The 23,101-nt window shown below is 60.3% G+C and carries 19 protein-coding genes; 7 read left to right on the top strand and 12 right to left on the bottom strand.

Annotation, left to right across the window (positions count from 1 at the left end):
- The first annotated feature begins 2 nt into the window (after positions 1-2).
- The 5 genes from NOM06_RS02085 to NOM06_RS02105 all read left to right on the top strand — a co-directional run bounded on the left by NOM06_RS02085 (position 3) and on the right by NOM06_RS02105 (position 4,343).
- Complete coding sequence (locus tag NOM06_RS02085) at positions 3-530, top strand: MotA/TolQ/ExbB proton channel family protein (protein ID WP_005338936.1); 528 nt, start codon at positions 3-5, stop codon at positions 528-530.
- Between the two features lie 67 nt (positions 531-597).
- Positions 598-1,005: a biopolymer transporter ExbD gene (locus NOM06_RS02090; RefSeq protein ID WP_005338933.1), complete on the top strand. Its 408-nt coding sequence runs from the start codon at positions 598-600 to the stop codon at positions 1,003-1,005.
- Between the two features lie 16 nt (positions 1,006-1,021).
- The gene (locus tag NOM06_RS02095) at positions 1,022-1,657 is read left to right on the top strand and encodes an energy transducer TonB (RefSeq protein WP_231719498.1); all 636 of its coding nucleotides are present in this window, start codon (positions 1,022-1,024) and stop codon (positions 1,655-1,657) included.
- An 11-nt stretch (positions 1,658-1,668) separates the two neighbouring features.
- Positions 1,669-2,910: a lipopolysaccharide assembly protein LapB gene (locus NOM06_RS02100; protein WP_255909526.1), complete on the top strand. Its 1,242-nt coding sequence runs from the start codon at positions 1,669-1,671 to the stop codon at positions 2,908-2,910.
- A gap of 512 nt (positions 2,911-3,422) precedes the next feature.
- Complete coding sequence (locus NOM06_RS02105; protein WP_005338927.1) at positions 3,423-4,343, top strand: L,D-transpeptidase family protein; 921 nt, start codon at positions 3,423-3,425, stop codon at positions 4,341-4,343.
- A gap of 357 nt (positions 4,344-4,700) precedes the next feature.
- Here the strand turns inward: NOM06_RS02105 and accC are convergent, their stop codons facing one another.
- The 9 genes from accC to torC form a co-directional block, all read right to left on the bottom strand.
- Entirely contained in the window at positions 4,701-6,041 is a 1,341-nt protein-coding gene (gene accC, locus NOM06_RS02110; protein ID WP_005338910.1) for an acetyl-CoA carboxylase biotin carboxylase subunit, read from the bottom strand.
- 15 nt (positions 6,042-6,056) lie between these two features.
- The gene (gene accB / locus NOM06_RS02115; RefSeq protein ID WP_005338908.1) at positions 6,057-6,515 is read right to left on the bottom strand and encodes an acetyl-CoA carboxylase biotin carboxyl carrier protein; all 459 of its coding nucleotides are present in this window, start codon (positions 6,513-6,515) and stop codon (positions 6,057-6,059) included.
- Positions 6,516-6,551: 36 nt separating this feature from the next.
- Positions 6,552-7,001 (bottom strand): type II 3-dehydroquinate dehydratase, encoded by a 450-nt coding sequence (aroQ, locus tag NOM06_RS02120; RefSeq protein WP_005338907.1) that lies wholly within the window; start codon positions 6,999-7,001, stop codon positions 6,552-6,554.
- A 288-nt stretch (positions 7,002-7,289) separates the two neighbouring features.
- Positions 7,290-9,236, bottom strand: coding sequence for an acetate--CoA ligase (acs, locus tag NOM06_RS02125; protein ID WP_255909528.1), 1,947 nt, complete (start codon positions 9,234-9,236; stop codon positions 7,290-7,292).
- Between the two features lie 478 nt (positions 9,237-9,714).
- Positions 9,715-12,162, bottom strand: a complete 2,448-nt coding sequence (locus NOM06_RS02130; protein WP_370688893.1) for an EAL domain-containing protein — start codon at positions 12,160-12,162, stop codon at positions 9,715-9,717.
- A gap of 152 nt (positions 12,163-12,314) precedes the next feature.
- Positions 12,315-12,683 (bottom strand): hypothetical protein, encoded by a 369-nt coding sequence (locus NOM06_RS02135; RefSeq protein WP_069554383.1) that lies wholly within the window; start codon positions 12,681-12,683, stop codon positions 12,315-12,317.
- A gap of 7 nt (positions 12,684-12,690) precedes the next feature.
- Positions 12,691-13,359 carry a molecular chaperone TorD gene (gene torD, locus NOM06_RS02140; protein WP_255909530.1) on the bottom strand — a complete coding sequence of 223 codons (669 nt, stop codon included), beginning with the start codon at positions 13,357-13,359 and terminating at the stop codon, positions 12,691-12,693.
- A 108-nt stretch (positions 13,360-13,467) separates the two neighbouring features.
- Positions 13,468-15,960, bottom strand: a complete 2,493-nt coding sequence (gene torA / locus NOM06_RS02145; RefSeq protein ID WP_255909532.1) for a trimethylamine-N-oxide reductase TorA — start codon at positions 15,958-15,960, stop codon at positions 13,468-13,470.
- 40 nt (positions 15,961-16,000) lie between these two features.
- Entirely contained in the window at positions 16,001-17,167 is a 1,167-nt protein-coding gene (gene torC, locus NOM06_RS02150; protein ID WP_255909534.1) for a pentaheme c-type cytochrome TorC, read from the bottom strand.
- 145 nt (positions 17,168-17,312) lie between these two features.
- Between torC and torR the strand changes: the two genes are divergently transcribed.
- Positions 17,313-18,026, top strand: a complete 714-nt coding sequence (torR, locus tag NOM06_RS02155) for a two-component system response regulator TorR (RefSeq protein ID WP_139740023.1) — start codon at positions 17,313-17,315, stop codon at positions 18,024-18,026.
- Between the two features lie 36 nt (positions 18,027-18,062).
- On the opposite strand, the gene NOM06_RS02160 is transcribed toward torR, so the two are convergent.
- Entirely contained in the window at positions 18,063-18,467 is a 405-nt protein-coding gene (locus tag NOM06_RS02160) for a GFA family protein (protein ID WP_005338893.1), read from the bottom strand.
- A gap of 37 nt (positions 18,468-18,504) precedes the next feature.
- The gene (torT, locus tag NOM06_RS02165) at positions 18,505-19,551 is read right to left on the bottom strand and encodes a TMAO reductase system periplasmic protein TorT (protein WP_255909536.1); all 1,047 of its coding nucleotides are present in this window, start codon (positions 19,549-19,551) and stop codon (positions 18,505-18,507) included.
- Positions 19,552-19,621: 70 nt separating this feature from the next.
- Between torT and torS the strand changes: the two genes are divergently transcribed.
- The gene (gene torS / locus NOM06_RS02170) at positions 19,622-22,447 is read left to right on the top strand and encodes a TMAO reductase system sensor histidine kinase/response regulator TorS (RefSeq protein WP_255909538.1); all 2,826 of its coding nucleotides are present in this window, start codon (positions 19,622-19,624) and stop codon (positions 22,445-22,447) included.
- 51 nt (positions 22,448-22,498) lie between these two features.
- On the opposite strand, the gene NOM06_RS02175 is transcribed toward torS, so the two are convergent.
- The gene (locus NOM06_RS02175; RefSeq protein ID WP_042060069.1) at positions 22,499-22,783 is read right to left on the bottom strand and encodes a hypothetical protein; all 285 of its coding nucleotides are present in this window, start codon (positions 22,781-22,783) and stop codon (positions 22,499-22,501) included.
- Between the last annotated feature and the right edge of the window lie 318 nt (positions 22,784-23,101).

Genomic DNA, 23,101 nt, shown 5'->3' on the forward strand with positions numbered 1-23,101 from the left:
CCATGTGGTTCTGGTTGATTGAAGAAGTCGAGTCGGTCCGCCGGTTTTTGGGATTGGGGGGCGATGTACTGGTCGCCCTGTTCTTCCTGACCCTGATGATGTGGGCCCTGTTGCTGGAGCGCTGGTTCTACTTCATGGCGGTCTACCCCAAGCAGGTGAAGCAGACCAAGGCCACCTGGCTGGCCCGCACCGATCATCTCTCTTGGTCTGCCAAGCAGATCCGGCGCGAGCTGGTCTCACGGGTTGCCATGGCGGTGGACAAGGGGATGCCTGTCATCAAGGTGCTGATCGCTCTCTGCCCGTTGATGGGGCTGCTCGGGACCGTGGTGGGGATGGTGCAGGTGTTTGACACCCTGGCCATCACCGGCACCGGTTCGCCGCGGGCGATGGCATCGGGGATCTCCAAGGCAACGGTACCGACTATGGCGGGCATGATCGCCGCCCTTTCCGGCCTGTTTTTTGTCAACCAGCTCGATCACAAGGCCAAACTGGCGGTGCAAAAGCTGGAAGACAACCTGAAACACGGTTGATGCAGGATGCATACCCCCGGCGAGGCATGGCCTGCCGGGGGCACAGAACAAGCAAGGAGTTTCTGCTATGAGAAAACGTTACAGCGACAGCGGTGCTGACGAGGCGGCTATCGATTTGACCCCCATGCTGGACATAGTGTTCATCATGCTGATCTTCTTCATCGTCACCACCTCCTTCGTCAAGGAGTCCGGTGTCGAGATCAACCGTCCCAGTGCCAGCACGGCCGAGACGGTGAAGAAGGGCAATATCATGGTCGCGGTGCGCGAAAACGGTCAGGTCTGGGTCGACAAGCGGGTGGTCGAGGTGGGGGCGGTGCGCGCCAACATCGAGCGGCTGCGGGCCGAAAACCCGGAGAGCGCCGTGGTGATCCAGGCCGATAACGAATCCCGTTCCGGTCTGGTGGTGCAGGTCATGGATCAGATCCGCATGGCCGGTGTCCAGAACATCTCCATCGCGGCAGACAAGAGCAGCTGATGCCGGAGAGAGACCTATGAGATACCTGATATCGTTGGCGGTCTCCTGTGTGGTGGTGTTCTTTCTGTTTCTGGGAATGAACAAGCTGATCACACCGGATCACCGGGAGCTGGTGGAGAAGGATGACGTCGCCATGACCGATTTCATTCGCATCAAGCCCCAGGAGACCCTGCAAGAGAAGCAACGGGAGCTGCCCAAACCGCCGCCGCCGAACCGTCCGCCGCCCCCTCCCGAGATGGAGGTGGCCAGCACGGATCGGCCGCAGATGGAGAGCTCTCCCATGGATATGCCCAAGCTCGACATTCCGGTCAACATCGGTGGCGGCAACGCCCTCGGTGCCTACAGCACCGGTGGCGGCGGTGGCGGGATAGGTGGCAACAACGGCGCCATTCCGCTGGCCACCTTCGAGCCCATGATGCCCCGCAAGGCGGCGCTGGCGGGTCTGGCCTCCGGCAAGGTGCTGGTGGAGTTCACCGTCACCGAGCGCGGCACCGTCAGCAACGTGCGGATCGTCAAGGAAGAGCCTCGCAGCTATGACCTCGGCAAAGAGGCGCGCAAAACCATCGCCAAGTGGACGTTCAAACCGGCCATGGTGGATGGCAAGCCGCAGGCGAGCCGTATGCAGCAAGAGATCGAGTTCGCGGTCAACTAAGGAAGGTGGCGATGAACAAGTTACACAAGATGATCCTCGCCCCGGTCGCCATGGCGGTGCTGCTCAGCACCGCCAGTTGGGCCGCCGAGCAGCCGGCCCTGTCGGATCGGGCCTATCGGGCGGTCAACAAGGCGCAGGAGCTGATCACCGAGAAGAAATACGGCGAGGCCAATGCCAAGCTGCAAGACGCGCTCTCCGGCGCGGGCGAGCGGGTTTACGACAAGGGGGTCATATTGCAGACTCTCGGTTTCGTGGCCGCCCAGCAGGAGAAATACGGTCAGGCGACCAAGTACTTTGCCGATGCCATCGCGACAGGCGGCTTGCCGCCACCGGTGGCCCAGCAGGTGCGCTACAACCTGGCCCAGCTTTATATGGCGGAGGGTAATTATCAGGGCTCGATCAAGACCATGAAGGAGTGGTTTGCCAACCAGGGCAAGGATGACAAACCCAACTCCCATGCCTATATCACGCTGGCCAACGCCCACGTGCAGCTCAAGCAGTACCGTGACGCGATCCCGGCGGTGGATCAGGCGATCAAGCTGTCGGCAGGTAAAGCGCCGGAGTCCTGGTATCTGCTGAAGATGGGGGCTCACTACGAGCTGAAACAGTACAAACCGGCGACCGAGGTGCTGACCTCTCTGGTCAACATGTTCCCGGAGAAGAAGAAGTACTGGACCCAGCTGTCGGCCATGCATATGCAGGCAGGCAACGATGCCAAGGCGCTGGCGGCGCTGGAGTCGGCCTACAACCTCGGCATGTTGACCGAGGCCGCCGAGCTGCAGCGCCTCGCCAACTACCTCGCCTTCACCGGCATTCCCCATCGCGCAGCGCGGGTGATGGAGAAAGGGATGAAGGATGGGGTGATTGAGCAGAGCGCAAGCAACTACAAAACCTTGGCCAACTATTGGCATCAGGCCAAGGAGCTGGATCCGGCCATCGACACCCTGGCCAAGTCCTACCAGCTGGCCCCGAGCGCCGATCTGCAGCTGAAAATGGCGCGCATGATGATCCAGAGCAAACGCTATCAGGATCTGGTGGCGCTGGCCGCCAAACCGGCCGCCAATGCCAATGGTGAACAGCGTGCTGATCTCAAGTTCCTGACCGGGGTCGCCTATTTTGAGCAACAAAAGCCGAAGGAGGCCCTCAACGCCTTCACCCAGGCGGCTCAGAATGGCAACGTCAGCGGGCGGGCATCCCCCTGGATCAGCTTCCTCAAGGAGCAGAGTGGCGTGGGGGAGGCGGCCGTCCAGTAATTCCAATGACAACTACCTGTAGTCCCTTTTATGGTTGCCTGGTGGCGCCATTAACCGCTCTTTGGAGCGGTTTTTTTTATGGCTGTAGCCTGCACTGGCTGGTGGTCCAAGTGCTGTTTTATCCCTTTTCATGCAAATAAAGAGCCTCCGTCAACATTGGCTTATCTCCCCCGATGCGACAAACGTTTTAGCTAGGGCTGCAACCGTGACACAAGGTGGCGCAGCATTGTGGTTGACGGGGGCTCGGGTGGCCCGCTGACAGGCGGGCAGTGCCATTGATCTTTCTCTTTGCTGCGACTTGCCAGGTGGGCTTTTGCCCTGTTGATAAGCGTCACACCGAAAACGGCTACTTTTAACAAGAAAAGCAACATATGGAAGTTGAAATTTTGGCCGACTCAGGAAAGAATGCGCGCTCGGTTATTGGCGTCGTGGGGCAGGTTGACCCGCCACCGGCAGACCGAGGATGAGACGGCCCCCGGCCCATTTGGTACAGGAAACCACACAGGAATTTTATGAATCCCCTTCGCACTGCCGCTTCGGCCCTTTTATGCACTTTTGCGCTGGTCAGCCAGCAGGCTGCCGCCGTCGAGTACCGTCTGCCTGCGGCCAACAGCCGCCTGATCGGTGAAAACCAGGAATACGTGGTGCCTGCGGACAACCGTCCGCTGGAGCAGATCGCTGCTGACTTCCAGCTGGGTCTGACCAACATCATGGAAGCCAACCCGGGCGTTGATCCCTATCTGCCGAAAGCGGGTAGCACCCTGATCATCCCCCACCAGCTGATCCTGCCCAACGCGCCCCGCGAAGGGATCGTCATCAACGTTGCCGAGATGCGTCTCTACTACTACCCGAAAGGGAAGAACGTGGTGGAAGTGCTGCCCATCGGCATCGGTCAGCTGGGAGTAAACACCCCGGAGAACTGGATCACCAAGGTAGAGCGCAAGCGCGCCAACCCGACCTGGACCCCGACCGAGAACATCCGTCGCCGCTATGCCGCCCAGGGCAAGACTCTGCCGGCAGTATGGCCGGCTGGCCCGGATAACCCCATGGGTCTGCACGCCCTCTATATCGGCAACCTCTATGCCATCCACGGCACCAACGCCACCTTCGGTATCGGTCTGCGGGTGAGCAGCGGTTGCGTGCGTCTGCGCGCTGACGACATCAAGTATCTGTTCGACAACGTGCCGGTCGGCACCCGCGTCCAGTTCGTCAACCAGCCGGTCAAGACCACGGTCGAGCCGGATGGCGGTCGCTACATGGAAGTACACGAGCCGCTGTCGCGCACCGAGGAGGAGTTCAACTCCACCGCCTCCGTGCCGCTCCCGATGACACCGGCCATCACCCGCTTCATTGCTCACGCCGAGTCTGACTCCAACGTGGTCAAGCAGGTGCTGGAACAGCGTACCGGTATGCCGACCCGCCTCAATCCCTGATTGAGCAAGTTGGCGGTGCCGCGCGCGCTGGCTGAATAAAGAAAACGGCGACCAGATGGTCGCCGTTTTTTATGGATAAAAACCAATTTTGTTGTTCCGGTTTTTTGGGGGGCATACAAACAACACTGGATATCTAACTAGCTGTTCCGAATAGTAGATCACTGGAGGAAGGGGAAAGATGTGATTTAAGTAGGAACTGTCCTTATCCATTACACGAAGAGCGAATCTCAGCTGTTGAGATAAAAAAATACCCGATGCTGCGCATCGGGTATTTTTGTGGCTGTCCACGTCATCCTTCCGGCTGAGCAGCTACTCGATAGCGCCATACCAAAAGCAGATGTTCTGCCAGTAAGATTCTTACAGACCCAACTTCTTGTGCAGGTAGTGGATATTGGTGCCACCGTGCTGGAAGTTTTCGTCTTTCATGATCTCTTTTTGCAGCGGTACGTTGGTCTTGATCCCTTCCACCACCAGCTCGTCCAGCGCATGACGCATGCGGGCGATGGCAATGTCACGATTCTCGCCGTAGCAGATCAGCTTGCCGATCATCGAATCGTAGTGGGGCGGTACCTTGTAACCGGCATAAATGTGGGAGTCCCAACGCACGCCCAGACCACCCGGCGCGTGGAAGCGCTGCACCAGACCCGGAGAGGGCATGAAGGTGGCCGGATCTTCGGCGTTGATCCGGCACTCGATGGCATGACCACGGATGCGGATATCCTGCTGGGTGATCGACAGGGGTTGGCCGGCGGCGATGCGCAGCTGCTCCTTGATCAGATCGATACCGGTAACCATCTCGGTGACCGGATGCTCCACCTGGATACGGGTGTTCATTTCAATGAAATAGAACTCGCCGTTTTCGTACAGGAACTCGAAAGTACCCGCACCGCGGTAGCCGATCTCGATACAGGCGCGCACACAGCGCTCGCCGATGAACTTGCGCATTTCGGCAGTGATGCCGGGCGCCGGCGCCTCTTCCACCACTTTCTGGTGGCGACGCTGCATGGAGCAGTCACGCTCGCCCAGATAGAGGGCGTTGCCCTGGCCGTCTGCCAACACCTGAATTTCGATGTGGCGCGGGTTTTCCAGGTACTTCTCCATATAGACCATGTCGTTCTTGAAGAACTGGCCAGCTTCGGATTTGGTCAGCGCGATGGCGCCCGCCAGTTCCGCTTCATTGCGCACCACGCGCATACCACGACCACCACCGCCACCGGCAGCCTTGATGATCACCGGATAGCCGATGCGCTTGGCAATGGCGGCGTTGTGCTTGGCGTCGTTGTCGACGGGGCCGTCAGAGCCCGGTACGCAAGGTACGCCCGCTTTCTTCATCGCTTCGATGGCGGAGACCTTGTCACCCATCAGGCGAATGGTCTCGGCGCGCGGGCCGATGAAGATGAAGCCGGATTTTTCGACCACTTCGGCGAAATCGGCGTTCTCGGAGAGGAAGCCGTAACCCGGGTGGATGGCCACGGCACCGGTTACCTCGGCGGCGGCGATGATCGCTGGGACGTTGAGGTAGGATTCAGTACTGGCCGGTCTGCCGATACAGATGGATTCGTCGGCCAGCAGCACATGTTTGAGCTCCCGGTCGGCGGTGGAGTGAACGGCCACTGTCTTGATCCCGAGCTCTTTACAGGCGCGCAGGATCCGCAGGGCAATTTCACCGCGGTTGGCGATGACTACTTTGTCCAACATGGGTGGCGATTTCCCTTATTCGATGATGAACAGCGGCTCGTCAAATTCGACGGCCTGACCATTTTCAACCAGGATCGCTTTGATCACACCGGCCTTGTCAGACTCGATTTGGTTCATCATTTTCATGGCTTCGACGATGCACAGGGTGTCGCCGACATTGACTTGCTGACCCACTTCCGCGAACGGCTTGGCATCCGGGCTGGAGGAGCGGTAGAAGGAGCCAACCATGGGGGAGCGCATCAGGTGACCGCTCGGGGCGGCATCTGCGGCCGGTGCGGCGGCAACCGGGGCGGCAGCGGCAGGTGCGGCAACCGGAGCGGCTTGCTGCATCATCATCTGCGGCATGGCGGTGGTCACCTGACCGGAGAAGTTGCGGCTGATGCGAACGGACTCTTCACCTTCGGAGATCTCCAGTTCGGCAATGCCGGACTCTTCAACCAGTTCAATCAGCTTCTTGATTTTGCGGATATCCATTAGCATTCTCTTTCTTCTTTATCTGATCAGTGATTATCAAGCCGCGCGCAGATGGTGCACGGCCGCGGTTAAAGCGAATTGGTAGCCATCGGCCCCCAGACCACAAATGACCCCTTTGGCGACATCAGACAGATAGGAGTGATGACGGAACGGCTCCCTGGCATGGACGTTTGACAGGTGAACCTCGATAAAAGGGATGGCGACACCCAGCAGCGCATCGCGAATGGCGACGCTGGTGTGGGTGAAGGCGGCTGGATTGATGATGATAAAATCCACCTGGCCCATGGCCTGATGGATGCGGCCGACCAACTCATGTTCGGCATTGGATTGCAGATGTTCCAGAGTGACACCGAGTTCGCTGGCGTTAAGCTTCAGATCGGCGACGATCTCATCAAGCGTCTTGCTGCCGTAGATACCCGGTTCCCGTTTGCCCAGCAGATTCAGGTTTGGTCCGTTGAGCAGGAGAATTCGGTGATTTTGCGACATATTGAGTACATCCTCGATGATAATGCTGCTATCTATCAGCTATCTTGTGGACTACCAGAAATCTAGCCATTTTCTGCGCAAATCGGTGTGCCCTGGCACACAGATTTCGCAATTATATTGATTTCGTGAAAATTAGCAGCATTTTACTGGTCTAATCTCTACATCTGGCTATTTATTGCACGTTTTGGTCGGCAAGGCCCCTTAGCTACCGCCTTGCTGTTTGCTGGCAGATAAGAAACGACAAAGCCGGCACAGGGCCGGCTTTGTTGAGCAACAAACGAAGCGGGATTAGGCTGCTTCCGACTTCTCGCGAATGAGTTTGTCTACTACCCCCGGATCCGCGAGGGTGGAGATATCCCCCAGGCTGTCGGTCTCGCCGGTGGCGATCTTGCGCAAGATGCGGCGCATGATCTTGCCTGAACGGGTCTTCGGCAGCCCCTCCGCCCAGTGAATGACATCTGGCGTAGCGATGGCGCCAATCTCCTTGCGCACCCACTCCTTCACCTCTTTGTGCAGCTCGCGGCTCGGCTCTTCCCCGGCGATCAGGGTGACATAGGCATAGATACCCTGACCCTTGATCTCGTGAGGAACCCCCACCACCGCGGCTTCAGCGATCTTGGGATGGGCCACCAGCGCCGATTCAATTTCGGCGGTACCCATGCGGTGGCCAGAGACGTTCAGTACATCATCCACCCGACCGGTGATCCAGTAGTAGCCGTCCTCGTCGCGACGGGCACCGTCGCCGGTGAAGTAGCGGCCCGGGAAGGTGGAGAAGTAGGTCTGCTCGAAGCGCTCGTGATCGCCGAATACGGTGCGCATCTGGCCCGGCCAGGAGTCGGTGATCACCAGGTTACCCTCGGTGGCCCCCTCCAGCGGCTCGCCCATGTTGTCGACCAGCGCCGGTTGCACCCCGAAGAAGGGACGAGTCGCCGAGCCCGGTTTCAGGTCGGTGACGCCGGGCAGCGGCGTAATCAGGATGCCGCCGGTCTCGGTTTGCCACCAGGTATCGACAATGGGGCAGCGCTCATCGCCAATGGTGCGGTAGTACCACTCCCAGGCTTCCGGGTTGATGGGTTCGCCCACCGAGCCCATGATGCGCAGGCTCTGGCGTGACGTGCCGGTGACCGCTTCGTTACCCTTGGCCATCAGGGCACGGATGGCGGTTGGTGCAGTATAAAGGATGGTGACCTTATGCTTGTCCACCACCTGACTCATGCGGTTGGTGGCCGGGTAGTTGGGCACCCCTTCGAACATGATGGTGGTGGCACCGTTGGCAAGCGGCCCGTAGACCAGATAGGAGTGGCCGGTGACCCAGCCCACATCGGCGGTACACCAGTAGATATCCTCTTCGTGGTAGTCGAACACATATTTGAAGGTGAGGGTGGCGTAAACCAGATAGCCGCCGGTGGTGTGGAGGACCCCCTTGGGTTTGCCGGTGGAGCCGGAGGTATAGAGGATAAACAGCGGATCTTCGGCGTTCATCGCCTCGGGCGGACAGTCGCTGCTGACGGCGGCGGTCGCTTCATGCCACCAGATGTCGCGGTGGTTGTGCCAGGCGACATTGCCGCTGGTGCGCTTGAGCACGATCACCTTGTTGACCTGGGTTTCCGGGTTGGTGAGCGCTTCATCCACATTCTTCTTGAGCGGCACCGGACGGCCACCGCGCAGACCTTCGTCGGCGGTGATGACGATGCGCGAGCCCGAGTCGATGATGCGGCCAGCCAGCGCTTCTGGCGAGAAGCCGCCGAATACGATGCTGTGTACTGCGCCGATGCGGGTACAGGCCAGCATGGCGATGGCGGCTTCGGGCACCATCGGCATATAGAGGCAGACCACGTCGCCGCGGTGAACCCCTTGTGCTTTCAATACGTTGGCAAACTTGCACACTTCGCTGTGCAGTTCGCGGTAAGTGAGTTTACGATCTTCAGCGGGGTTGTCCCCTTCCCAGATGATGGCGACCTTGTCACCCCGTTCGGCGAGATGGCGATCGAGACAGTTGGCAGAGACGTTGAGCTGGCCATCTTCAAACCACTTGATGGAGACATGGCCCGGATCGTAGGAGGTGTTCTTGACCTTGCTATAGGGTTTCATCCAGTCGAGAATTTTTCCCTGCTCTCCCCAGAAGGTATCGGGATCCTCGACGGAGGCCTGATACATGGCGGCGTAGTCGCCCTTGTCGAGCAGTGCATTGCTGCTGATGTGGGGTTTGACCGGGTAGACCTTGCTCTCGCTCATCACTCACTCCTTTGAATACATACTTTTAATAATTAAGTAACAACTTATACCTTTGGCTGATGGGGGCAATTAGACTTTTGGATAGACAGCAACATTTGGTTACAGGGTTATGGGTGACACTCACGCAGTGAGTCGGTAAAAAGGAGGACTTCGATGGATGGAGGTAGTTATGTTTTCTCTATTGCTCTGTGCATCCCTGTGGCAGTTTGATACGACTGTTCTTGCAGACAAGCCTCCCAAAGAGTTTGCGATTACACACCAGGAGCCTTCACAGACTGTGCGGGAGCGGGTTGCTGATCAGCTTGGTCATGCATGGCAGGACAAAAAGTCGGGAACCAAGTTTTCCCTCAGTGAGCCAGGATCCCGTTACTCTGGCGACTCACCGCTCACTCGCATGGCTAATGACCGGGATAATGGCGGTGTTCCTACCCTGACGTTTGGAAAATAGTTTGATTGGCCGTTTGTTTCCTTGGTATCGCTAATGTTGAACGTTTTGGCAATCCAAGCGTTCGTGCATCTGTTCTACATGCAGTGGTTTGCTGAACAGATAACCCTGTCCTTCGCCGCAGTTGAGTGACTGCAAGAAGGCGTGTTGTGCCTTGGTTTCAATCCCTTCGGCGGTGACCTCCATATCCAGACTGTCGGCCAGATTGATGATGGTGCGGCAGAGCTCCCGACTGTTCTTGTCTTCCGGTAATGCCTGCACAAACGCCCGGTCGATCTTGATGCGATCGATCGGCAGGGTCTTGAGCAGACTCAGTGACGAGAAGCCGGTACCAAAGTCATCGATGGCAATCTGCACGCCGAGATTTTTCAGGCGAGTAAAGAGATCCAGACTCTGTTCGACTCGCTGGATGATGCTCTCAGTCACCTCGATCTCCAGCCGTTCTGGCGGAAATCCTGTCTCGGCCAGAATAGCGGCGACCCGTTCAACATAGCCCGGGGAGCGCATCTCCCGCACCGACACATTGACCGACAAGCGAGGCACCGGCAGTCCGGCGGTAAGCCAGTGTTGTCCCTGCTCGCAGGCGTTGCGCATCACCCACTCCCCAATTTTCTCGATCAGGCCGCACTCCTCCGCCACCGGAATAAAACGGGTCGGCGCTATCATCCCCTCATTGGGGTGCTGCCAGCGCAGCAGGGCTTCCAGTCCGCTCAGGTGGCCGTTGGCCAGATTGGTCATGGGTTGATAGAAAATGCAGAGCTGTTCGAGCTCCAGGGCCTTGAGCAGACCCTGTTCAATTTGCATCCGCTCGCGGGCTCGAGCCGCCATGCAGGGGGTATAGAACTGGAAGCCGTTGCGCCCCTGACTTTTCGCCTCGTACATGGCGCTGTCGGCGGCGCTGACCAGGGTTTCCGGGCTGTCTGCATGATCCGGATAGATGGCGATACCGATACTTGCCGAGATTGCCACCAGCTCATGGGCCAGCTCAACCGGTTCACGCAACACGGTCAGCAGGGTATTGGCGAGGGTTGCCAGCTCGTCAGGCTCCTCCAGATAGGGGATCAGCACCAGAAACTCGTCTCCCCCGAGGCGGGTCGCCAGATCGTTGTGCTGCAGGCAGCCGCGGATCCGCTCTGCCAGCCGCTTGAGCAGCTCATCGCCAACTCCGTGGCCCAGGCTGTCGTTGATCAGCTTGAAGCCATCCAGATCGATAAAGAGCAGCCCCAACCGTTTGCGATTGAGCTGCGCGGTTTTCAGCTCAAGGGCCAGCCGCTCCTGCAACAGATGACGATTGCCCAGCTCGGTCAGGGGATCGTGATATGCAAGGTGATTCAGCTCGGCCTCCACCTTGCGAATGGCGCTGATGTCGGAGAGGGCGATCACATAGTGAGTGGTGTTGTTGAAGTTGTCATAGACAGCGCTGATCTGCTGCCAGGAGGAGAAGTAGCTGCCATCCTTGCGCAGACAAACCATCTCGCCATGCCAGGCGTTGTTGCCGGGGCGCAGGTGATACCAGGGATAGTCGAGGTCGGTGTAGCGCCTGGGATGCATGATGATATCCGGGGTGCGGCCTATCACCTCCTCGGCATTGTATTGGGTCAGCATGGTGAAGGCCGGGTTGACCGACAGAATATGGTGCTCGCTGTCGAGGATGATGATCCCCTCGGCGGTGGTATCGAATACCACGTTGGCCTGATGGAGCCGCTCCTCCTGACGGCGGCGGGCGGTGGCATTGTGAATGACCCCCATGACCCGGTGGCCGACCGACTCGGTGGCGGGGACATGGTCGGCATGAATATCGACCCAGTGGCGCTCGTTGAGCGCGGTGAGGTAGCTCAGGGTGAGATGGATGGGGTCATGACTTTGCAGGGCGGCCTTGAGCTGGCTGCCAGATTCCGGTTCAAAACAGTCGACGAACGCTTGCAGCCCGCCGTGGAACTGGTTGGCCTCGATGCCCAGCAGCGGCTCAATCTGGCCGTCGAACAGCAGTCTGTCTTCCGCAACGTGCCACTCCCACACCCCGATTTGGGCCGCTCGCATTGCCAGTTGCAGCCGTTGTTCGGTTTCGTACTGCTCGGTGATGTCCCGTACGATGGCGAGGATGCCGTTCAGCTCCCCTTTCTCATCACGCATCGGGCTGTAGGTGGCCTGAAAGCGGCGGGAGCTGTTGTCGTACGCCGCGGTTTGGCCCGTGATGGCGATATCCACGTAGGGCATGCCGCTGCGCATGATCTGCTGAAACATGGGCTCCAGCGTCGGTGCCAGCTTGGGAACCACTTCTCTGAGGTGCTTGCCCTGATGCTCCTCGATGCTTTTGCCATTGATGTCGGCCAGCACCTGGTTGACTTTACGGTAGCGAAATTCGCAGTCAAAGACGCCGATCCCCAGAGGGGCATTATCCATCAGCTGTTCCAGGACGGTGTGATCTGACAGCTGGGTCAACATTGCCTCGGTGTCGGCGTTGAAAAGCTTCCCATCCATGATGACCTCGGCATTGATTGTTTTATCACTTGCATCAGTTGTCAGTATGGCACGAACTGTTTGGCCGGGAGTCAAGCGGAGTTATCTGGTTGTTTTGACGGCAAGAATAGGCAGAAAAACCTGATAAAAAGGATGGAAAAAGGGGCGAGTGGTTATCCCTTCTGGCGACCAAACGCCTGAATACCGCGTACAAATACCAGCCAGCCGATCAGATGGAAGGGGAGGGCAAGCAGATAGAGCAGCAGGAAGTGCGACTCGCTGCCACTGCTGTTGATGAAGTCGATCCAGGCGGCCAGCAGCGCCAGCATGCCGGCGATCTGGAAGCGGCGGCGCAACACCACCTCGACGCCGAGATTGGCAAGGTAGAGGGTGAGCAGGATGCCGGCAAAGCCTGTGAGCTGGGCGGTGCCGTAGAGCTCGCGATCCGGGTTGAACAGCAGCGCGATCAGGGGAGTAATGCCCTGATCCAGCGGGATCAGGGCCAGCAGCCAGCATGCAATCAGAAGCAGGGCTGTCTTCATCGCGGCCTCAGTCGGCGGACGGTGCCGGTTTGACCAGAGAGAGGTAGTTGGCATCCATCTTGAGGAAGACCCCCAGCAGACGGGCACTGGCGCCGTAGAAGCCAAACCGGTCGGCGGAGCGACAGGCGCTTTCAAACTTGTCGAACCAGTCCAGCAGATGGCCGTGCAGCAGCGCTTCCTGCTCGTCGAGCCAGCGTTCCCGCTCGGCTGCACTCTTGGCTTCCGCCGCACGGATGATGAGATTGCCCATCAGATCCAGCTCGATGGCCAGATGATCCGCAGGCTCTTTGTATTTGTCGCTGACATTGATACCAAGGCGATCGAGGCGGGCCTGCATCTCGGCCATCGGGGCCTGCATCAGCAGCTTGGCATCGCCACGGTAGAGCGATTCGTAGGGCAGGGCGCCCTGCTTGGGATCCACCAGAAACAGCCCGGCGAAGTCGGCGGCCAGTTCCAGCTGGCGATCCGGGCGCACCAGCAGGCGGGCGATGGCATCGTTGAGCTCGGCCACGGCTTCGCGCATCGGATCCAGGGTGGAGAGGCTTTTCAGGAAGCTTCGCACATCATAGGTGTCATATTCGGCGATCTGCTCATCACTGAGTTCGGCGGCGAACAGGGTGGAGAACCACCAGTAGAGTTCGGCCCGGCGTTCGCTGGTAGCCATAAATTCCTGCATTTTTCCTCCGTGGATGGCAATCGGGAGCCTTGATGGCTCCCGATTCTAACGACTTTAAAAATAAAGGAAACTCAAGGGGGCGCTTTCGTCCCCCCCCCCCCCCCGGGGTCAGAGTGCCGGGAACATGGGGTCGATGCCCTTTGCCGATTCCGGCGCGCCGAAGGCAGTGACGGCGGGTGCCTGTCCGCGGAACTTCTCGATCTCTACCAGCGCGGTATGGGCCGTGGTAGCCTGCGCCAGGCTGGAGGAGCCGATGTCGGCGGTCAGCACGTTGGGATCGCCGTAGGTACAGAGCGTACCCACCTTGCCACCCTCTTGCGGGCCATACCAGGCTCCTTCCTGAATGCGCACCACGCCGGGAGCGTAGTCATCGCTTACCACCAGACCGGCCAATACCTGACCGCGGCCGTTGAACACCCGCACCAGATCGCCGTCCTTGAGGCCGCGGGATTTGGCATCCTGCGGATTCATGTAGACAGGTTCGCGACCCTGCACCGTGTAGGTGGTGCGGTAGTTGTCGGAGGAGCAGAGCTGGCTGTGCAGCCGCTTGTCCGGGTGGCAGGATTGCAGGTGCAGCGGGTACTGTTTGCTGCCCGGCCCGCCGTGGGAGCGCTCGTAGGGTTCAATCCATACCGGGTGGCCCGGGCAATCCCCATAGCCGTAGTCGGCGATGGTCTTGGAGTAGATCTCGATAAGGCCGGACGGGGTACCGAGCGGTTCCAGATCCGGCTCCTGACGGAACGACTCGTGGCGCACCCAGGGTTGGCACGCCGGGAAGGTGACGAAGCCCTCGCCGTGCCAGAACTGGCTGAAACGGGGCAGACGAATGCCGATGCCGCGACCCTGCAGGCGGGCGTCGTCATAGATGCTCTGGATCCACTCCAGCTTGCTCTTGCCACCGGTGAACTCGGCCTCGCGACCGAAGCGACGGCAGAGATCTGCGAAGATGTCGTAGTCATCGCGCGCCTCGAACAGCGGCTCCACCACCTTGTACATGGCCAGAATGCCCGCGTTGGAGTGGGAGCCCCACTGTTCGATGTCATCCCGCTCATAGGTGGTGGTGGCGGGCAGCACGATATCGGCAAAACGGCAGCTGGCGGTCCACTGGTGATCGATGCTGACCACGGTTTCCAGCTTGCGCCAGGCCGCGACCATCTTGTTGCGATCCTGCTGGTGGTGGAACGGGTTGTTGCCGCAGAACACCGCCATCTTCATGTGGGGGTAGGTGATGGTCTGGCCGTTGAAGGCGATCTGCTTGCCCGGATTGAGGATGCAGTCGACGAAACGGGCTACCGGAATGAATTTGGAGTAGCCCTTCCAGTCGCCGTCATGGAGCGGCTTGACCCCGGGAATGACCGAGCTGAAACCGGACATGATGGGGCCGCTGGAGGTGATGGTGCCCGCTCCGTTGTAGTGCCAGCCAAAGCCGTAACCGCCCCCCGGCAGGCCGATCTGGCCAAGCATGGAGGCCAGTACCACCAGCATCCAGGCGTACTGCTCGCCGTGGTGCATGCGCTGCACACACCAGCCGCCGATAAGCTGGGTACGACCACTGCTCATGGCGCGGGCCAGCTCGCGGATGGTCTCGGCTGGTACGCCACAGATGGCCGCGGCCCACTCGGCATCCTTCACCTGGCCATCGCTGGTGCCCAGCAGGTAGGGCAGGAACTTGTCAAAACCGGTGGTGTAGTTCTTCAGGAACGCCTCGTCGTGGCGCTTCTCGCTGTAGAGGGTGTGGGCGATGCCCAGCATCAGCGGCACGTCGGTTTGCGGATTCAGGGTCACCTGATCGCAATTGAGGTACTTCTGGGTCTTGGATTTGACCGGATCGACGCTGATCACCCGGATCTCGCCCTTGGCCACCTTCTTTTTCAGCTGTGCCCAGTAGTCGTAGACGCTGTGATCCGGCACCAGCCAGCCCACCTGCAGGTTCTTGATGGGATCGGAGCCCCAGATAACGATGGTTTTGCTGTGCTCCAGCACCAGGGGCCAGGAGGTCTGCTGTTCATACACCTCCATGGCGCCCGCCACGTGGGGCAGGATCACCTGGGCGGCACCGGTGGAGTAGTCACCGGCCTTGGCCAGATAGGTGCCGTGCAGGTTCATGGCGCGCCCCAGCATGGCGCCAGCGGAGTGCAGCTTGCCCACAGACTGCCAGCCGGAGTGACCGGCATAGAGGGCGCTCGGGCCATAGGTCTTCTGCACCCGCTCCAGCTCGTGATAGAAAAAATCGAGCGCCTGAGACCAGGTGACCCGCACGAAGCGGTTTTGGCCGCGTTCGCTGGTGTCGGACTGGTGGCCCTTGCGCAGCCAGTCCAGCCGCACCATGGGGTAGCGAATGCGGGATGGGTTGTAGACCACCTCACTCAAGGCCTTGAGCATCTCGGTGGGGTGCTTGTCGTGCTCGAACGGCAGGGTCTCGACCCAGCGGCCATCGACCACCCGGGCGCGGAAGGCGCCCCAGTGGGAACCGGACTGCACCAGTTTTTCGCCGGACTCGGCGGCCATCACGGCGCGACCAAGCAGGGAGGGGCCGATCAGGGCAGAGGCACCGCTGGCCAGCAAGCCGCCCAGAAAACCACGACGGGAAATATTGATCATCTTGTTATTCCTCTCTCGGATCCGGAACTCGAATCCGGAATTAGTGGCTGCCCTGACCACCGGTATCGGCGGCATGGTTTTGCAGGTATTTGAGCAGGGTGCGCTCCTCTTCCTTGCTCAGGCGATAGTAGGCTGACATCGCCTTGAGCCCCGAGATCCAGCCGTTGGCGGTGAAGTGAGCCGGATCCGGTGCGCCGTGGCAGGAGTTGCAGGTGGATTTGTACATCTCGCCGGCGTAATCCCAGATCGGCTTGAGCGAGGATTCAAAGCCCTTGCCATCGACCCAGGCCTGTACCTGAACCTGTTCCCACTTGATATGGGTGGATCTGTCTGTCTCCTGCTTGAGCACTTTCTCGCTCGCTTTCAGTTCGTCACGGATGGTGGCGACGAAGACCCGCTTGCCCATGTATTCGCTCAGCACCCGTCCCTTGCCGTCGCTCTCGCGCCACCCTTCGATGGTCACCTTGAGGCGATCGCCGCTGCGGTCCACCACGTCGATGCGGGAGGCGGGCAGCAGTTTGCCGACCGGGTCGCTGCTCTGTTCGCTGGCATAGAGATCTTTTTCACCCAGGTTGTAGAGGGTCTCGGCGGCTGGCGCCTCTTGCGCGTCGTTGACCAGGGTGGCGTAAGTGGCCCGGAAGCCGCCCGCCATGTTGGGCAGTTCGTGGGCGATGCCCTTGTGGCACTCGATGCAGTTCATGTTCTTCGCCGCCGCATCTTTCATCGCCAGCGCTGCCGCCGGGGACTGCTTGGCGTGATCCATGTTGTCGTAGCTGTGGCAGGACTTGCAGGTCTTGGAGTTCTGGCTGCTCATCCGTGCCCACACCTTCTCGGCCAGATGCAGGCGCCGATCTTCGAACTTCTCCTGAGTGTCGATGCTGTGGCCTATGTACTCCTGATAGAGGTCGTTGGCCGCCTCCATCTTGCGGGCCACCTTGCCGACAAAATCCTTCGGCTGGTGACAGTCGGTACAGACCGCCTGTACCCCTGAGGCATTCTTGAAGTGGATGGACTCCTTGTACTCCGGATAGACGGTGTCTTTCATGGAGTGGCAGGAGATACAGAATTCGAGGCTGCTGGTTTTCTCAAAGCCATAGTGCAGGCCGACGGTGCCCGCGAGGGTAACGCCGACGCCCACCAGAAGCAGCGCCAGTACCGACCAGCGGCGGCTGGGGGTGCGCAGGAAGTGCCACAGTTTTTTCATCATGCTCTCTCACATCACTTTTTTGATGGGAGCCATGATAGGGAGGCGTTGTGAACAGGGCTGCCGCCACAAATTAATGAAATAGGGGTATTTATGACAAAATGTGAATAGAATAATCCTCCCTTGTCGACCATCGTGAACCCTGCCCATGAGCTACCACATTCTGGTTGTTGAAGATGATGCGGTTACCCGCGAGAAGCTGACCGGCTATTTCGAGCGGGAGGGCTATCGGGTGACGGCGGTCGAAAACGGCCAGGAGATGCGCGCCGTGCTGGCGGAGCAGACGGTCGATCTGGTGATGCTGGATATCAACCTGCCGGGGGAAGATGGTCTGCTGCTGACCCGTGAACTGCGGGCGCGCAGCACGGTGGGGATCATTCTGGTCACCGGCCGCAGTGATGCGGTAGACCGGATTGTCGGCCTCGAGATGGGGGCCGACGACTATGTCACCAAGCCGTTCGAGCTACGGGAGTTGCTGGTGCGGGTCAAGAATCTGCTGTGGCGGATCTCGCTGGCGGCCGCTGCGTCGAGCGAGCCTGCGGTGGCTGACGATGCGGTGCGCTTTGGCCCCTGGCGTTTTGACATCCCCCGTCGCCAGCTCAGCAAGGACGGAGTGCCGGTGCGCCTGACCAAGGCCGAATATGAAGTGCTGGTGGCCTTTGTCGCCCATGCCGGGCGGGTGCTCAGTCGGGAGCGGATCCTGACCCTTATCAGCCATCGCGGCGATGGCCCGAGCGATCGCACCATAGACGTGTTGATCCGGCGGCTGCGCGGCAAGATGGAAGCGGATCCGCGGGATCCCCAGCTGTTTGTCACCGTCCATGGTGAAGGCTATCTGTTTGCCGGTGAGATAGCCTCCTGACCCCGTTGCGGTGGCCTTGACCTGTTTGACCGGGTATCAGACTGGCGGGCGGGTATCAAATTGCGGGCAGTCATCGCCAATCTGGTGCCAGGGCGCCTTGGAGCCGACAAAGATGTGAAACGCGGGTCGCTGGCTCGGCACGTCGTCCAGTACCCCCAACCGCAGATTGATCTTGCCGCTGCTGCTCTTCTGGCTGAACAGGCTGGAGCCGCAGTGACGGCAGAAGGCTAGGGTGGTCTCTGCCGATTTCCGGTAGCGGCCGATGGCCTCTTCCCCCTTCACTATGGTGACCTTGTTGCCATCCAGTCCGCCGACCGAGGCATAATCTCCCCCTGAAAACTTGCGACATTCGCTGCAGTGGCAGTTCCCCATATAGTCGAACTGATCCGGCAGGGTCAGGGCGACGGCGCCGCACAGGCAGCTGGCATGTAACTCTTTCATCTCTTCTCCTTGAGTGTGCTGATCGGATTTGGAACGGCTATTCGACCCGATAGACGGGGCGAAAAGCGCCATCCGAGAGGGAATCGGCGGGGTCGGCCAGTGGTGCAGATAGCGTCAGAATGGGTGGCCCCATCACCCGAGGGCACTGCTCGGCACTGGCATCAGGGTGTTGCAGCAGGCAGACCGCCTGAGCGACCGCAAGGCGCCCCTGCAGCCGCATCTGATCGCTGTTGGCGGCGAGGATCTTGCCCCGGCGCAGGCCCCGCTGTACCCCGTGGCTGAAGTAGGTGCTCAGCACCCGGGGCCTGTCGAGATGGCGCTGTGACAGTTCGTTGACGGCCACTTCGGCGGCGATGGCGCCTCCCACCAGATAGTCGAGGTCGGGATAGCGGGCTAGCGTCTGCTGCACCAGGGTGCGCTGGATTTCCCGGCTGTTGTCGCCGCGCTCGGTGGTGACCAGCTTGATGGCGCTCCCCTTGATGGCGTCGGCAAAGCCCGGCTCGACGAAGTTGTTGCCGCCGCTTGCCTGCGGGCCGGGGAAGAGGGCGACCGAGACCGGCTTGCTGCCGGCGGGGTGGCGCTGCGCCAGCCAGTGGCCGATTTGCCAGCCCATCTGGTACCAGGAGACCCCCACCTTGGCCTGCACCAGACCGCTGGGCAGATCGTTGACCAGACCAAAGACCGGCAGCGGCGTGGCCTTGATGGCCTCGCGCAAGCCCTGATAGCTCACCGCGCCGAGCAAGATGGCGTCGCTCCCTTCCTGCAGGCAGCGCTGCAACTGCTGGCGCTGCTCGGCGAGGGCACCGTAACCCCCTGCTTCGTGGATCTGCAACTTGACTCCCAGCCGCTTCGCCTCGTTCACCATGCCCTGATTGACCGAAAGCCAGTAGGCGTCGCGCAGATGGGGGTAGAGGGCACAGAGGGTTAGCGATTTGGTTGCAGCGGCGGGTTCCTGCCACTGCTGGCGCAGCGGCTGGCCGCTGAATTCGCCGCCGGGCCAGATATCGACTGCAAAGGCGAGGGCGGCGCGAGGCAGCGTGAGCAACCACATGAGCAACAACGGGGAGAGATAGACGCTTCGCATGGCCAGGGGTTTTGTTAAAGTGTTGGGCCATATTATCCGGTCAAAGCCGACCACAACCAAGGGACTTCCCGTGAGAATCTTTTCCGGCCTGGGTGGCAAGTTGCTGCTGGCCTTCTCCCTGATGGCGTTGTTGACCCTGAGTGCCTCCCTGCTGGGTTGGGTGGGGCTTAGCCATCTGCGCCAGCTGGAGCAAGGGGTGCAGCAGACTCTGGCCGATCAGGAGCTGGCCCGCACGCTCTCTCGCCTCAGCGGCGAGATCCAGAGTGCGTCGCGGCTGCTGGCCACCGCAACCAGCGAGCAGGAGCGGGAACATCAGGGACGCTTGCTCACCCTGCAGGGGCAACAACTGCAACAGGTGCTGGCGCAACTCGGCCGTGGGCAGGGTTCAACAAGCCTCGATCAGCTCAGTCAGAGCATCATCGGCAATCTGGGCCAGCAGGGCTGGCTGGTGGGAGAGCGGTTGACCCTGATGACGCAGGGTGAAGCGCAGCGTGCCCGTCTGGTGGCGGCAGCCGGGCAGATCGCCGAGCTGGCGCGCAGCCAAATGGAGAACGCCGAAACCGTGATGGTGGCAGGGTTGGGCTCCCTCTATCAACAGCAAGGGAGGCAGGCGACCCGGACGCTGGACCGCCTGCTGGAGCAGGATCTCGACTGGCTGGAGCAGATGACCGAGCTGCGTCATCGCACCCTGATGCAGCAGCAGCGCATCGAGGAGATGTGGCGCAGCGAACAGCAGGAACAGTTGCAAACGCTATTGCAAGAGGGGCAGCGGGAGCTGGCCATCTTGCAACTGCGGGCCGGGGCTGTGACCGATCCGGCTCGCCGTCAGGCGGTGGAGCAGGCGCTGACTGTGCTGGCGCAGAGCGACAAGCTGGTGCAACTGCGCAGCGACTGGCTCGGCAAGGGGGAGGCGCTGAGGGTGCTGGCCAATGCCAATGAGGCCCTGATGAGCAGCCTCAACCAGCAGGTCGGAGAGCTGGTCAGCCGTGCCCGCGATTCGCTGGGGCAGAGCCAGCAGGCGCTAAGTCAGCGCCTCAGGCTGCTGGAGCAGGCGTTGATGGGCATTGGCTTGCTCACCCTGCTACTACTGATGCTGTTGATGTGGCGCATGGTCTACGGCCGGATCGTCTGGCCGCTGCAACGGGCGGTGGCGGGGATGAGCCGATTGGCACGCGGGGATCTGGCCCCCCTTGAGCCGATCGCCAGTACCGGGCGCGATGAGCTGGCGGAGTTGGGGCGGGCCCTGCAGGTGTTTCGTGACAATGCGGTGGAGCTGGGCCGTTATCAGCGCGAGCTGGAGTCGCGGGTCGAGGAGCGCACCGGCCAGCTCAGCCACGCCAACGAGCGGCTCAATGAGGAGGTGGAGAAGCAGCGACAGGCCCGCGCCGAGGCCGAGCAGGCCAACCGGGCCAAGTCGGTGTTTCTCGCCACCATGAGTCACGAGATCCGCACCCCCATGAACGGCATTCTCGGGGGCCTGACGCTGCTGGAAGATACCCACCTGAGCGATATCCAGCAGCGCTATCTGGCCGCCATCGAGCACAGTGGAGAATCCCTGCTGGAGATCCTCAACGACATTCTCGACTACTCCAAGATAGAGGCGGGCCATGTGGAGGCGCGCCGCGAGCCCTTCCCCCTGTTCCTGCTGGTGGATGAGCTCAGCGCGTTGTTTCGGCCAAAGGCAGCGGCCAAGGGGGTCACCCTGTCGCTGGAATATGCGCCCGGGCTGGCGCCTGTGGTCGAGGGGGATCTGGGCAAGCTGCGCCAGGTACTCGGTAACTTGCTCGGCAATGCGGTCAAGTTTACCGCCCGTGGCCAGATTACCCTGACGGTGGCGCCTCTTGCCTGCCAAGGCCCTTGCGCCGAGCCCTGCATCCGCTTCGTGGTGCGCGATACCGGCCCCGGCATTCCGGCCGATGAGCAGGAGGCGGTGTTCGAGGCGTTTCGCCAGCGCAAGCGTGATATAGGCCATCAGGGCGGCACCGGGCTGGGACTGGCGATCAGCCGCAAGCTGGTGGCCGCCATGGGAGGCGAGCTGAACCTTGTCAGCGAGCCGGGCAAGGGGTGTGAATTCAGCTTCAGCCTGCCCTTGCAACGCTCGAGTGCTCAATTGCCCGCCGAGGCGCAACCGCTGCATCTTGGCCAGTCCCGTGACATCCTGCTGGTGGAGGATAACGAGATCAACCGGCTGGTGGCGCACGGCATGCTGACCCGCCTCGGCCATCGCGTCACCCTGGCGGAGGATGGTCGCAGCGCGCTGGCGCTGGTGACCGAGCGCCCCTTCGAGCTGGCGTTGCTCGATATCAATCTGCCCGATATGGACGGCATGAGCCTGCGCGAGGATCTGGCCGCCATTAGCGAGGAGATGCATGAGCGGTCGCTGCCTGCCATCGCCATCTCGGCCCAGATGTATCCGGAGGATATCCGCCACTGCCTTGCCGCCGGGTTTGTCGATTTTGTCGGCAAGCCGGTGCGGCTGGCGGTGCTGGCCAATGCCATCGATCAACTATTTCGGCAAGAGGGCGCGGCTATTGAGCCGCGGGTGCAATTATCAGCAGCTGTGCCCCCAACTAACCAGCCCGAGTGGACCAATCCGGTGCTGGATGCCGATCTGCCCCTGCTCGGCATGGCGCGGATCCGCCAGCTGGTCGCGCTGTTTGAGTCGCAAGGGCGGGTGTTGGTAGATAAGTTGGCTCAGGGTGAGGGGAGTGAGCAACGTCAGCTAGCGCACAAGCTCAGGGGGAGTGCGCTGGCGCTGGGGTTGACCGAATTTGCCAGCCACTGTGCGGCTCTTGAGGCGGGAGGCGGGGAGCCTGCGACAATCGGGGCGCAATTTGACGCGGCGGTGAACGGGTTGCAGCAGTGGTTGGTGGCCAACAGGGATGCGCCGTTCTGATCCCTGCTGGCGATGTACAACGTTCAGAGGGGGTGGCCAGCCCCTGCGCCGTTATTCTATTTCGCGAAACAGTACCTGCTTGCACTTGGCACAGACCCATTCCCGGCGAAAATCGGTCAGGTGCACCATGCCCACCTCCAGCAACTCGTGGTGGCCGCAGTGATAACAGAAGATGATGTCGCCATCGACTGATTCAGGGTGGGCCGCCAGATAGTCGGCTTTGGTTGGGAGCTGCTCCCACGAGGTGGTGGGGAGATGTTTGCGTTGGCTGGTGTAGTAGACCCAGTAGAACAGAAAAAAGACAGCCAGGATCACGAATGTCAGCAGATGGTCCATCTTGAACTCCTCCGGTTAGGTGCAGCCCCTCGGATGCATGGCTGCAATCAGCTCCATCATCATTAAATTTGTTTCGAATGAATATGTTACAAGATGGTTCAAGACAGCGTTGTGATCCCCTTCGGGTTTTGCCCGCCTGCAGCGGGATGAAAAATGTGCCGTTTGGCGGAGCAGCCAGGGTATTGAACGGGGAGGGAATCTTGTTTTTTACAACATAAATTCAACATTTTTTTAGGTGGTTGGACTGTCTCTTTGATCCAGCTCACGTTACAATGCCCGAGCCCACTTCACCTAACGCGCAAACGATTTTCAGGAGAG

The sequence above is a fragment of the Aeromonas sp. JL9 genome (assembly GCF_024436075.1).
Lineage (GTDB): Bacteria > Pseudomonadota > Gammaproteobacteria > Enterobacterales > Aeromonadaceae > Aeromonas > Aeromonas veronii.

Bases quoted from the DNA above. Each gene is read 5' to 3' on its own strand.
- NOM06_RS02085 (WP_005338936.1), top strand. From the start codon at position 3: ATGTGGTTCTGGTTGATTGAAGAAGTCGAGTCGGTCCGCCGGTTTTTG.
- NOM06_RS02090 (WP_005338933.1), top strand. From the start codon at position 598: ATGAGAAAACGTTACAGCGACAGCGGTGCTGACGAGGCGGCTATCGAT.
- NOM06_RS02095 (WP_231719498.1), top strand. From the start codon at position 1,022: ATGAGATACCTGATATCGTTGGCGGTCTCCTGTGTGGTGGTGTTCTTT.
- NOM06_RS02100 (WP_255909526.1), top strand. From the start codon at position 1,669: ATGAACAAGTTACACAAGATGATCCTCGCCCCGGTCGCCATGGCGGTG.
- NOM06_RS02105 (WP_005338927.1), top strand. From the start codon at position 3,423: ATGAATCCCCTTCGCACTGCCGCTTCGGCCCTTTTATGCACTTTTGCG.
- accC (WP_005338910.1), bottom strand. From the start codon at position 6,041: ATGTTGGACAAAGTAGTCATCGCCAACCGCGGTGAAATTGCCCTGCGG.
- accB (WP_005338908.1), bottom strand. From the start codon at position 6,515: ATGGATATCCGCAAAATCAAGAAGCTGATTGAACTGGTTGAAGAGTCC.
- aroQ (WP_005338907.1), bottom strand. From the start codon at position 7,001: ATGTCGCAAAATCACCGAATTCTCCTGCTCAACGGACCAAACCTGAAT.
- acs (WP_255909528.1), bottom strand. From the start codon at position 9,236: ATGAGCGAGAGCAAGGTCTACCCGGTCAAACCCCACATCAGCAGCAAT.
- NOM06_RS02130 (WP_370688893.1), bottom strand. From the start codon at position 12,162: ATGGATGGGAAGCTTTTCAACGCCGACACCGAGGCAATGTTGACCCAG.
- NOM06_RS02135 (WP_069554383.1), bottom strand. From the start codon at position 12,683: ATGAAGACAGCCCTGCTTCTGATTGCATGCTGGCTGCTGGCCCTGATC.
- torD (WP_255909530.1), bottom strand. From the start codon at position 13,359: ATGCAGGAATTTATGGCTACCAGCGAACGCCGGGCCGAACTCTACTGG.
- torA (WP_255909532.1), bottom strand. From the start codon at position 15,960: ATGATCAATATTTCCCGTCGTGGTTTTCTGGGCGGCTTGCTGGCCAGC.
- torC (WP_255909534.1), bottom strand. From the start codon at position 17,167: ATGATGAAAAAACTGTGGCACTTCCTGCGCACCCCCAGCCGCCGCTGG.
- torR (WP_139740023.1), top strand. From the start codon at position 17,313: ATGAGCTACCACATTCTGGTTGTTGAAGATGATGCGGTTACCCGCGAG.
- NOM06_RS02160 (WP_005338893.1), bottom strand. From the start codon at position 18,467: ATGAAAGAGTTACATGCCAGCTGCCTGTGCGGCGCCGTCGCCCTGACC.
- torT (WP_255909536.1), bottom strand. From the start codon at position 19,551: ATGCGAAGCGTCTATCTCTCCCCGTTGTTGCTCATGTGGTTGCTCACG.
- NOM06_RS02175 (WP_042060069.1), bottom strand. From the start codon at position 22,783: ATGGACCATCTGCTGACATTCGTGATCCTGGCTGTCTTTTTTCTGTTC.